This window comes from uncultured Campylobacter sp. (assembly GCF_937997405.1).
Lineage (GTDB): Bacteria > Campylobacterota > Campylobacteria > Campylobacterales > Campylobacteraceae > Campylobacter_B.
Genome location: NZ_CALKTL010000107.1, coordinates 1 through 10,603 on the forward strand (window position 1 = coordinate 1; position 10,603 = coordinate 10,603).

At 45.5% G+C, this 10,603-nt stretch carries 10 protein-coding genes and 1 pseudogene; 5 read left to right on the top strand and 6 right to left on the bottom strand.

Annotation, left to right across the window (positions count from 1 at the left end; all coding sequences use genetic code 11):
• Positions 1–128: 128 nt before the first annotated feature.
• The 6 genes from Q0372_RS05710 to Q0372_RS05735 form a co-directional block, all read right to left on the bottom strand.
• Complete coding sequence (locus Q0372_RS05710) at positions 129–365, bottom strand: hypothetical protein (protein ID WP_291936760.1); 237 nt, start codon at positions 363–365, stop codon at positions 129–131.
• 236 nt (positions 366–601) lie between these two features.
• Positions 602–1,357 carry a septal ring lytic transglycosylase RlpA family protein gene (locus tag Q0372_RS05715; protein WP_298103642.1) on the bottom strand — a complete coding sequence of 252 codons (756 nt, stop codon included), beginning with the start codon at positions 1,355–1,357 and terminating at the stop codon, positions 602–604.
• Between the two features lie 13 nt (positions 1,358–1,370).
• Entirely contained in the window at positions 1,371–2,369 is a 999-nt protein-coding gene (locus Q0372_RS05720; protein WP_291936754.1) for a lytic transglycosylase domain-containing protein, read from the bottom strand.
• Positions 2,366–3,163, bottom strand: coding sequence for a TatD family hydrolase (locus Q0372_RS05725; RefSeq protein ID WP_298103645.1), 798 nt, complete (start codon positions 3,161–3,163; stop codon positions 2,366–2,368). The genes Q0372_RS05720 and Q0372_RS05725 overlap by 4 nt, the downstream gene beginning before the upstream one ends.
• Before the next feature lie 125 nt (positions 3,164–3,288).
• Positions 3,289–4,812 carry an AAA family ATPase gene (locus tag Q0372_RS05730; protein ID WP_298103648.1) on the bottom strand — a complete coding sequence of 508 codons (1,524 nt, stop codon included), beginning with the start codon at positions 4,810–4,812 and terminating at the stop codon, positions 3,289–3,291.
• Positions 4,806–5,681, bottom strand: a complete 876-nt coding sequence (locus tag Q0372_RS05735) for an NAD(+) kinase (RefSeq protein WP_298103651.1) — start codon at positions 5,679–5,681, stop codon at positions 4,806–4,808. The genes Q0372_RS05730 and Q0372_RS05735 overlap by 7 nt, the downstream gene beginning before the upstream one ends.
• A gap of 83 nt (positions 5,682–5,764) precedes the next feature.
• Here Q0372_RS05735 and aspS point away from each other — a divergent pair, with 83 nt between their 5' ends.
• The 5 genes and pseudogenes from aspS to Q0372_RS05760 all read left to right on the top strand — a co-directional run.
• Positions 5,765–7,519, top strand: coding sequence for an aspartate--tRNA ligase (gene aspS / locus Q0372_RS05740; RefSeq protein WP_298103653.1), 1,755 nt, complete (start codon positions 5,765–5,767; stop codon positions 7,517–7,519).
• On the top strand, positions 7,516–8,097 hold the full coding sequence (locus Q0372_RS05745; RefSeq protein WP_297944626.1) for an adenylate kinase: 582 nt from the start codon (positions 7,516–7,518) through the stop codon (positions 8,095–8,097). The genes aspS and Q0372_RS05745 overlap by 4 nt, the downstream gene beginning before the upstream one ends.
• 195 nt (positions 8,098–8,292) lie before the next feature.
• Complete coding sequence (locus tag Q0372_RS05750) at positions 8,293–8,724, top strand: NirD/YgiW/YdeI family stress tolerance protein (RefSeq protein WP_298103658.1); 432 nt, start codon at positions 8,293–8,295, stop codon at positions 8,722–8,724.
• Between the two features lie 9 nt (positions 8,725–8,733).
• Positions 8,734–9,252 (top strand): inorganic diphosphatase, encoded by a 519-nt coding sequence (ppa, locus tag Q0372_RS05755; protein WP_298103662.1) that lies wholly within the window; start codon positions 8,734–8,736, stop codon positions 9,250–9,252.
• 203 nt (positions 9,253–9,455) lie between these two features.
• Positions 9,456–10,603, top strand: a pseudogene (locus Q0372_RS05760) (hypothetical protein); the annotation flags it as partial.

The window sequence follows — 10,603 nt, forward strand, 5'->3', positions numbered from 1 at the left end:
GGTAGAGAAAATTTACCAAAAGAACACGAAGTCGTAACTTTTCTGCACGATTAAAATTCAAACAGACGATGAGCTGCGTTTAAATACCTCTGATATTTCGCCATCCAAATTTAATATTTTCTACTGCGCTATAAAATGCCCCACTCTTTTTTATATTCGTTTATTATCTCATCGGGCGTTCTTTCTCCCTTATCGACCTTGATAAGATCGATTATATCTTGCTCGTTTGCAAACATACCCTCTATCGCGTGGTTGCAGATGATAGATCTGTTTTGCTCGTATTGTTCTGCGCTCAGCTCGTCTTTATATTTTTCAAGTATAGCCAAACTCTTTTCTAAACTATAAACTTCCGGATATTTTTGCATGCTTTATCCATAACAATATAGAAATTTTATCAGCTACGGCGTCCTATTAAAAAACAAAGCTTAAGCAGGCAGGCGCACTTTTCTGCTACGAATAGCTTGCAAGTAGTTCGCACTTCGCCGCAGCTAAAGCAGATAACTATTAGATGACGGGAAATTTTACCGCAAGTAGCTCACAAATAAATTTAACAAAGCCTTTATCAAGCAAAAAACGAAGGAAAAGCCGTCAAATAAAACTGCTACTCCCTTACGATGAAAGCTCCAGTAAACTTGCCATTATGCGCGAAATCTCTCGCCTCATCCTCGCTCTTAAATCCACTTAAAAAGACGCGATAAATCGGCGCGCCATCTATGCTAAATTCTTTGATAATCGCAGGATATCCCGCCGTGCCGTGGTAATCGCGCTGATAAATTTGTGCGCCGCTTCTGTTTCTGAACGCACCGATTTGCACCATAAAATTTCCGCCGACAATGGTTGCTTTTGGCGAACCTTTAGCAATAGTGCGCCCATAAAAACCCACTACTTCGAGCTTTACAGGCGCCGTACCTTTGGCAAATACGCCCACTAGATTGGCAGCTGTTTTGCTAAGATCGATGATGCGACCATCTACGAATGGACCGCGGTCGTTGATGCGCACGGTTGCAGTAGCGCCAGTATCGCGATTCGTGACCTTTACCATCGTATTCATCGGATAGGTTTTGTGCGCGGCGGTCATGCCGTTCATATCGTAAATTTCGCCGTTTGAGGTGTATTTGCCATGAAAATTCGGCCCATACCAGCTAGCGATGCCGATCTGAGTATCGCCGACGCTTACTTGCTCGGGGTAGTAGGTTTTGCCGTTAATTTTATAAGGGCGCATGGTGGCGGGAGAGTTTTTGCCGATCTTGCCCGCACTACCCGCAGACGATCTAGACGACGGTGCAGTGCGAAACGAGCAACCGGCAAGAATCAGCGCAAAAAGCGCACTAAAAAGAGCGATTTTCTGGTACGACACCTACGATCCGATCTTATTTGTTGAATTTTATATTATTTAGCGCTATTTCATTTTTGTCTTTGAGGCTAAGCTCGTTCGCCAAACCTGCTAACACGCGTCCTGGCTTGCGCTGTTTCAGACGTGGTTCATACGCTTGAAACGCGCCCTGATTTACGACAAATTCTGCATATTTGCTTTGTGGGATATAAAAGAAGTACTTGCCGTTAAGCGGCGAAATTCCGTTTTTAATATGCGCGTTGTAATCCTGCATCTGCGATGGCGAAATTCCGATCTGTTTTGCAACCGCGCTTAGCTTTGTGCCCGGAGCTACGGCGATACGCTTTAGCCCCCACGGCTCGCTTTCAAAAAGCAGAATTTTACGCATATTTTCATTTTGAGCAATGTAAGCGTATTTAATAATGCGCTTGATAAAATTCTTAGTCTCATTAGGAAGTGCGGGACTTTTTAGCAAGCGATCCAGATCATCGCTGCCAGTAGCTGCAATCGCATTTTTAAGCTTTTGATCGCCACAATTATACGCCATTAGCGCTAAATACCACTTGCCAAAATTTTGCTTCAGATGCAAAATATACGAAAACGCAGCATCCGTAGAGGCTGCGGGATCGCGACGCTCATCTACGGCGCTATCTACTCTAAGACCGAAATTTTTTGCGGTCGCCGGCATCAGCTGCCACATACCGCCCGCGCTAGCACCTGATGTGACCGTATTTTTAAGATGTGATTCGACCATTGCCAAATACAACAAGAATTCCGGAGCTTCTATGTTATCGACCTCGGATTTGACTAAGTAGGCATTGTGCGACTGCGAAGTCACGATATGCTTAAACTGCTTGCGATCGCTTGCATTGATCGCACGGAATATGCCCGCAACTACGTTTTTGCTCGATTCGTTATTTTCGATGCCGAATTGATTTAAAATATAATCGTGATTTGCGCGCATCAGACCGGGCTGGCTCGCAAACGCTTCGCCCATTAAAAGCAGGGCTAGCAGTATAAATTTTATGGCTTTCATATCTCTCCTTTGATTTTATCGCCAAAAAGCCTACAGGCGTTTTGAGTCGTTATTGCTTCAACCTCTTCTACGCTTAGGCTTAAAATTTCCGCGACTTTTTCTACCACGAGTCTCGTAAATGCAGGCTCGTTGCGCTCGCCGCGATGCGGATGCGGGGTTAGATAGGGTGCATCCGTCTCGATTAAGAGGCGCTCTTGCGGAATTTGCGGTAAGATCTCAGCTAAGTTTTTTGCATTTTTGAATGTCAAAACTCCGCCGATACCGAAGTAAAATCCGTATTCGCTAAGACCTAGCAAAAGCTTGCTGGCATTGAAGCAGTGTAAAACACCGCCGCATAAATCGCCGGCGCGATCTTTTAGAATTCCAAAGCTATCTTCGTTTGCTTCTCGGATATGGACTATAAGTGGTTTTTGAAGTTGTGTTGCTAGATCGATTTGTGAGATGAAGGCGTCTTTTTGGAGGGAGATTTCTAAGGCTTTGGCTTCCTTGCTCTCTTGATGCTTAAGTCTGAAGTAATCAAGCCCGCATTCACCAACGCCTACGCATTTGGGATCGTCAGCATACCGCTTCAGCACCTCCATATCGAAAGAATCTATCTCGTATGGATGCACCCCTACGGCAAAATACACATTATTCCGCGCGTGTGAAATTTTACATGCCTTATCTAGGTCTGCCATATCGGCACCGGGAATGATGATGCTGCGCACGCCTGCAATCGTGGCGCGCTCAATTACCGCGTCCAAATCGGTATCGAAACTAGCATCGTCTAAATGGCAATGTGTATCTATAATCATAAAACTCACTTGATAAAATTTTTCGAAGCGGATTTTACGTCGTTTTGCAAAATCACACTTAAATTTAAATTAAACGCGGTATTGTAGCAAAAAATTTCAGATTTAAACTTAAGCTTAAAATTCCTTCAGCTTTGTCTTAGCTTTTTAGCGAATTCCAGGGCTTCTGCAGTAATAGTCTCGCCGCTTATCATACGAGCTAACTCTGTTATTTTCTCATTTTCGCTTAATAACCTCACGCTAGATTTGCCGTTCGTTTTACTTACTAAAAAGTGTGACGCAGCCTTTGAGCTAAGCTGCGGCTGGTGCGAGATCGCAAAAATTTGATAAAATTTTGAAATTTTTACCAGCACGTTTGCAATACTCATCGCCTCTTTTCCGCTTAAATTTGAATCAATCTCGTCTAAGATCAAAATTCCCTCGCCGTTATTTGTAAGCTCCAAGCTCGCAGCAATAAAAGCAAGGCGCAGGCGGTTCGTCTCGCCTGAGCTTAAATTTTTAAATTCCGTCTTGCACAAGCTGACGCAAATTTCGTCTGTGCCGCACTCACTAAGCGCCGTAGGCTTAAAACTAAGCTCCACTCCGTCCATATAAAGCTGCTTTAGATAGGAATTTATCAGATCCTCGAGCCGTTTTTTAGTGCCCTTGCGAGCCTCGCTGATTTTTTCGGCAAGGGTAGCGGTGCTTTCGCTAAGGCGTTTAAATTCCGTTTGTAGCTTGGTTTTTTCAAAACTTAACTGCTCGTAATGCTCAAGCTCTTTCTTGCGCGCTTCAAGCGTAGCCAAAGCCTCTTCTATGCTTCCGTAGCGCCTATTTAGCGCGCTAAGAGCTTCAATACGATCTAAAATTTTCTCTATGTCAATATTTTCGAGCTCGTCTAAATTCAAGCTTTCTTGCTTTAGCCGCAGCTCGTTCATCGCATCCTCGAAAAACGCGCTATCCAGCCCGCTAAGACTTAGCGCTTCGATGACGCTGCGCTCCAGCTCAAAAACGCCCTGCGCCCTAGCCCAAAGTTCCTCGATCTTATCTTTTTTACTAAGCTTTTTTTTGATCTGCAAAAGCTCGTCGTATTCGCCGATCTTAGGCGATACGCGCTCGATTTTTTCAATCTCGAAGCGAGCAAATTCCTTTAACTCCTCGATCTTGCGCTCTTGATCCAAAATTTCATCCAGCTGCTTTTTTGTGCGGCTAAATTCCACAAAGGCGCCCTGAAGCTCCAATAAGCTTTGCGCGTGCGCCGCATCTTTTTTCGCGGCGATAAAATCAAGTAATTTTAGCAAGCTGTCGCTACTCATTTCTCCGGCGTTTTTCGCGCCTAAAAATTTCACGTATTCGCCGGCGATCATGCTTAGATTTTTTTTTGAGACCGATTGAGAATTTATAAAGTATCGCAAGCTACGCTCTTTTAGGACGCGAAAAATATTTGGCGTATCGTTTATCAAGCCGAAATTTTCCATATCAAATTGATGCTCTACGTCCGCTTCTATGAGCTCAGCCTCGCATTCTTTAAGACCGAACACCGCTAAAATCGCGCCTATTAATACCGATTTACCCGCGCCGCTGATACCTGTAAATACGCTAAGTCCCGGACCAAAACTAAGCTCGCTCTCGCAAAAACCTAGATTATTTTTAATATAAATTCTTTCTAGCATCCGCCGTGCCCCCATCTGAGTTTGGCTTTTAAAACGTCGAAATAATCGTAGCTTCTGCGTTTTATTAAATTTGCCTTTGCGTGCGAAATTTTAACGCTCACGCTGTGAAATTCCGCCATATCAAAAACATCTTGTCCGTCGATGACGACGCTAACTTCGGAGCTTCCGGCGTTTTTGAAGCTCGCGAGATATTCTTTTGGCAGGATCAAAGGCCGCTGCGTCAGGCTGTGCGAGCAGATTGGCGTGACGCAAAACACGTCGCACAGCGGATAGACGATCGGACCGTTCGCGCTCATATTATACGCGGTCGAGCCCACGGCGGAGCTTACGATCACGCCGTCGCCGTAGTAGGTGTTGAAATATTTTCTATTTAAAAACGCATCGATCTTCGCCATCGAAGAGATATGGCTGCGGGTGATTACGACGTCGTTAAATGCGGTCTTACGGACGATCTTGCCGCTGCCGTTTTCCAGTATCACTTCAAGCAAAAACGGGCGCTCGATCTCGTATTCGCCGCGCAGAAATTCCTTTAAAAATTTTGCAAATTCGCTCGGCTGCACGTCCGTTAAAAAGCCCAAAGTGCCCGCGTTGATACCCAAAATAAAGGCGTTTTTGTCGCTTAGTAGCCTCGCAAGCCCGATGAGCGTGCCGTCGCCGCCGAGGCTAATTAAAAAATTGGTCTTTTTTAAAATTTCTGCAAGCGTATGCGACTTAAGGCCGAAAAATTCCGCTCCGTCCTCTTCAAGCAAAAGCTCAATACCTTGCGCTTTTAAAATTTCGCAAATTTGCTCCACGACGGGGCGAATCTCTTCTGATTTTTTGGCTATTAGCCCCGCGAATTTAAGGTTTTTATGAATTTTGTTTTCCATAGTTTTATTTTATAAAAAATTAGCTTTGTAAAAGCAAAATTTAACTATACTTGCGTTTTACAAATAATTTTAAAGGAGTAAATTTGCGAAGTCATTATTGCGCCGATTTGAGTAAAAACGATATCGGCAAAAGTGTAACCGTGTGCGGCTGGGTAAATTCTTACCGCGACCACGGCGGCGTGATTTTTATAGATTTGCGCGACCGAAGCGGGCTTTTACAGCTAGTCTGTGATCCCAAAGATAGCCACTCGGCATACGAGGTAGCAAATACCGTGCGAAACGAATTCGTCCTAAAAGCCGTCGGCAAGATCCGAGCTCGCGGCGAGGGGCTGGAAAATCCAAATTTAAAAACCGGCGACATCGAAGTCGTAGTAGAGGATCTGCAGATCGAAAATCCAAGCAAACCGCTTCCTTTCGTAATCGGCGATAAAAGCGTCAATGAGGAAACGAAGCTGAAATACCGCTTTTTGGATCTGCGCGCCGATGGAAGCTTCGATAAATTTAAGATGCGTTCCAAGGCTGCGATCGCCGCGCGAAACGCGCTCGATAGGCTGGGCTTTGTGGAGGTCGAAACGCCGATCTTAACGCGCGCGACGCCTGAGGGCGCTAGGGATTATCTGGTGCCTAGCCGCGTCTATCCGGGCAGCTTCTACGCGCTTCCGCAAAGTCCGCAGCTTTTCAAGCAGCTTTTGATGTGCTCGGGCTTTGATAAATACTTCCAGATCGCGCGTTGCTTCCGCGATGAGGACCTGCGCGCCGACCGCCAGCCGGAATTTACGCAGATCGATATCGAGATGAGCTTCAATACCCAGTACGACGTAATGCGCGTAGCCGAGGAGGTTTTAAAGGACATTTTTAAATCCTGCGGTCGCGAGATCGTCACCCCTTTTAGACATATGGAGTACAAAGACGCGATGGAGCTTTACGGCAGCGACAAACCCGATCTGCGCTACGATATGCCTTTCATCGACGTAGCCGATATTTTTGAAAAATCGAGCAACGAAATTTTTTCAAATTTAGCCAAAGACCGCAAGGCTAATCGCGTAAAAGCGCTCAAAGTCGAGGGCGGCGATCTGAAATTTAGCAAGCGGCAGATGCAAGGCTTTGAGGAGTACGTGAAAAAATTCGGCGCGCAAGGGCTTGCGTTTATCCAAGTAAAAGAGGACGGTCTAAAGGGGCCGCTGGTAAAATTCTTTGAAAAAAGCGAGCTGGACGAGCTTATCAAGCGCTGCGAGCTTAAAGTCGGCGACGTCGTATTTTTCGGCGCGGGCAAAAAGAAAATCGTGCTTGATTATATGGGTAGATTTAGAATTTTCCTTGCAAACGAGCTTGGTCTCATAGATCCGAACAGGCTTGAGTTTTTGTGGGTCGTAAATTTCCCTATGTTTGAGCAAAACGACGACGGCAGCTACTCCGCGATGCACCATCCTTTCACTATGCCGAACAATCCCGACGAGCCAGATTTGGAGGATATTACCTCGATTGCCTACGACGTCGTGCTAAACGGCATTGAGCTTGGTGGCGGCAGCATCAGGATCCACAAAGCGGACATTCAAGAAAAGGTCTTTAGGTTGCTTAAGATCGAGCCTGCAGAGCAGAGAGAGAAATTCGGCTTCCTGCTCGATGCGTTAAGCTTCGGCGCGCCTCCGCACGGAGGTATCGCGATCGGCTTTGATAGGCTGATGATGCTGGTTACTGGCTCAAGCAGTATCCGCGAGGTTATCGCGTTTCCTAAAACGCAGCGCGCGCAGTGTCCGCTCACCAAAGCTCCTAGCGTCGTTACAGACGAGCAGCTTCGCGAGCTAGGTCTTAGGCTTCATAAGAAGGAGCAAAAATGAAAAGCCTTTTTTTAATCATCGGCGCTCCTGGCAGCGGCAAAACGACCGATGCGAGTATGATCGCTCAGATGAATCAAAGCATCGAGCACTACTCCACGGGCGATCTGCTACGCGCCGAGGTAGCAAGCGGCAGCGCTCTGGGCAGGCAGATAGATGGCTTCATTTCTAAAGGCAATCTCGTGCCGCTTGATATCGTCGTAAATGCTATCGTTAGCGCGATTAAAAGCTCACCTAAAGACTTCATCATCATCGACGGCTATCCAAGAAGCGTCGAGCAGATGAATAAGCTAGACGAGGTACTGCGAGGCGACGATGATGTAAATCTTAGCGCAGTCATCGAGGTGTGCGTCAGCGAGGAGGTCGCCGAGCAGCGCGTTTTGGGGCGCGCTCGCGGGGCGGACGATAACAAGGAAGTCTTTAAAAACCGCATGGCGGTATTTTCAGAGCCGATCGAGGATATCCGTAAATTTTACGGCGACGCGGGCGTATTTTACAGCGTAAACGGCGAGCGCACGGTCGAGGAGATCGTAGCGGACATAAACGCTATAATCGCCGCGCAGATCGAAAAATTAGGCTAGCGCGCTTGGGGCGGCTTAAATTTTAAGCGCCTTTGGCTTCTTTTTCATAGCGCAAGCGGCGCAAATCGCGCTTAAATTTAATGCGTCTTTAGCACGAGCGTGCCTTTAAATTTATAGCTCGCCGTCGCGCTAGATAGCCAAATTTTAAGCGTAAATTTAAAAGCTCGCGCCGCAAATTTAATGCAAGCGTTAAATATGAGCGGGGTTTTTAAATTTAATAAAATTTCGAATCTGTTTGCAAACGCAGAGATTAAAATTTTAAGGATAGATATGGTTAGAAAATTTTTAATTAATATGGCTTTGTGCGCGGCTGCATTCGCCGCGGGCGGGTTTGTCCCAAGCGGTGCGACGGCGCAAAATCAGCCGTCAAGCGTCAAAGAAGCGCTTACATTAAGAGATGATTCTTTTGTCGTAATCGACGGCAAGATAAAATCTCAACTCAGACGCGAACATTATAGATTTGTAGATCAAAACGGCGATAGCATCGAGGTTGAGATCGATGATGACGTTTGGCGCGGCGTGAGCGTGGATGAAAATACGCTCGTGCGAATCACTGGCGAGATCGATAAAGATTTTACAAAAACGACGATAGACGTGAAAAATATCAAAATTTTAAATTCTAAATAAAGGAAAACTATGGATCTTTCAAAGATAAAAGTGGGCTCAAACCCCGATAAAATCAACGCGGTAATCGAGATCCCTTACGGCTCGAATATCAAATACGAGATAGACAAAGCAAGCGGTGCGCTCTGCGTAGATCGCGTGCTCTACGGCGCGATGTTTTACCCCGCAAACTACGGCTTCGTGCCCAACACCCTAGCCGACGACGGCGATCCTGCGGATGTTTTGGTGCTAAACGAATACCCACTTGCCGCAGGCAGCGTGATCCCGTGCCGCCTAATCGGCGTTTTGATGATGGAGGACGAAAGCGGAATGGACGAGAAGCTGCTTGCCGTGCCGGTTAGCAAGATCGATCCGCGATTTGAGGGCATTAAATCTATCTCCGATCTGCCTAAAGCGACGCTGGATAAGATCAAAAATTTCTTCGAAACCTACAAGCTTTTAGAGCCAAATAAATGGGTCAAAGTGAAGGATTTTGCAAGCGCCGCCGAGGCAGAGAAAATCCTAGACAAAGCGATTAAGGCGTATAAATAAAATTTACAAGCGTCCTTTGATTCGGAATTTTGCCCTGTCTTTAAGACGCTGCGCGAAATTCCGAAATTTTAAAATTTGATGGGATTTACGAAGCGCAGAGCGATGTGAGGATTTTTAAATCAAGCTTGCAAAGCGCTCGCTTAAATTTTATAAATATCGCGCAGCTAGATACTAAAATTTTAAATTTTAAAAAGGCGACTCAAATGAAAAAGATTTATATCGCGCTATTTATAGCAGTTGCTTTTTCGCTCTGCATACAATCAATCTCCGGTTTTAAAGGCATTAAAATTAGTATGTCAAACGATGCGCAGGACATCCGCCTGAAGTCTAGCCCAAAGCTGAGCGAGGATCAAAATACGCAGATGCAAAACTTGGCGGATTTTCTACGCTTTAGCGATATAGGACAGAGGGATTACTACGGTAAAAACTTCTTTAGCGATATCGCTACGACGTGGAATTTGTATGAAAAGCTTGCGGACATTGATGAGCTAGACTTCGGCAGAAACGCGAATTTTATGACCGTTTCACCGATTAGAGTGGATGAGGTTACGCAGGTTCCGCCCGAAATCTGTTTGCTTTCAAATTTAAAAAAGCTCGATCTGCAAGGCACGAGAGTTTCGGATCTGCCCTCTTGCGTGCAAAATTTACAAAAGCTTGAGTATTTAGGCTTACGTGCTACTAAATTTACGGAGATTAGTGAAAATATCTCTAAAATTCCGAATCTTAAGACTCTGATTTTGGATCGTTGCTCCGTAAAAGAGTTGAGCGCGAATGTAGCGAATTTAAAGAATTTAGAATATCTTGAGCTGGATGAAACGCATATTTCGCAATTGCCGCCGCAGATTACAGGGATGAGCAAGCTACGAGAGCTCCACTGTTACAGTTGTAAATTTTTGCATACATTGCCTACGTATCTGGCGGAGCTGAAAAGTCTGGAAATTTTATATCTTACGAACACGCATATAGAGGCGCTACCCGATGAGGTTTCGCGAATGCCGAGTCTAAAGGAACTAAGCGAAGATTTTACCTCTCCTCCTGAAAACATCGTAAATTTACCCAATCTTGAGGAGTGGGGTCATATGGACGAGCAGAGATTACGGCTCGCCGTGAAAATCCCGTCGCTCAAAAGGCTTCATATAGATTCGGATGTCCAGACGATCCCGTCTGAGTTAGGGGATTTGCATAATCTACAGGAGCTTGATATTTGGTCTGAAAATATACAAGAAATTCCTGAAAGTATCGGCGCATTAAAAAGCTTAAAAAAGCTTGATATTGGCAGATATAAGCAAGAGAGTCTGCCTGAGAGCATCGGCATGCTTGATGCTTTGGAAGAGCTGAAAATTAACAGCCA

What these genes read in the sequence shown, in the direction of transcription:
- Q0372_RS05710 (WP_291936760.1), bottom strand. Translation starts at nt 365, where the DNA reads ATGCAAAAATATCCGGAAGTTTATAGTTTAGAAAAGAGTTTGGCTATA.
- Q0372_RS05720 (WP_291936754.1), bottom strand. Translation starts at nt 2,369, where the DNA reads ATGAAAGCCATAAAATTTATACTGCTAGCCCTGCTTTTAATGGGCGAA.
- Q0372_RS05725 (WP_298103645.1), bottom strand. Translation starts at nt 3,163, where the DNA reads ATGATTATAGATACACATTGCCATTTAGACGATGCTAGTTTCGATACC.
- Q0372_RS05730 (WP_298103648.1), bottom strand. Translation starts at nt 4,812, where the DNA reads ATGCTAGAAAGAATTTATATTAAAAATAATCTAGGTTTTTGCGAGAGC.
- Q0372_RS05735 (WP_298103651.1), bottom strand. Translation starts at nt 5,681, where the DNA reads ATGGAAAACAAAATTCATAAAAACCTTAAATTCGCGGGGCTAATAGCC.
- Q0372_RS05745 (WP_297944626.1), top strand. Translation starts at nt 7,516, where the DNA reads ATGAAAAGCCTTTTTTTAATCATCGGCGCTCCTGGCAGCGGCAAAACG.
- Q0372_RS05750 (WP_298103658.1), top strand. Translation starts at nt 8,293, where the DNA reads ATGAGCGGGGTTTTTAAATTTAATAAAATTTCGAATCTGTTTGCAAAC.
- ppa (WP_298103662.1), top strand. Translation starts at nt 8,734, where the DNA reads ATGGATCTTTCAAAGATAAAAGTGGGCTCAAACCCCGATAAAATCAAC.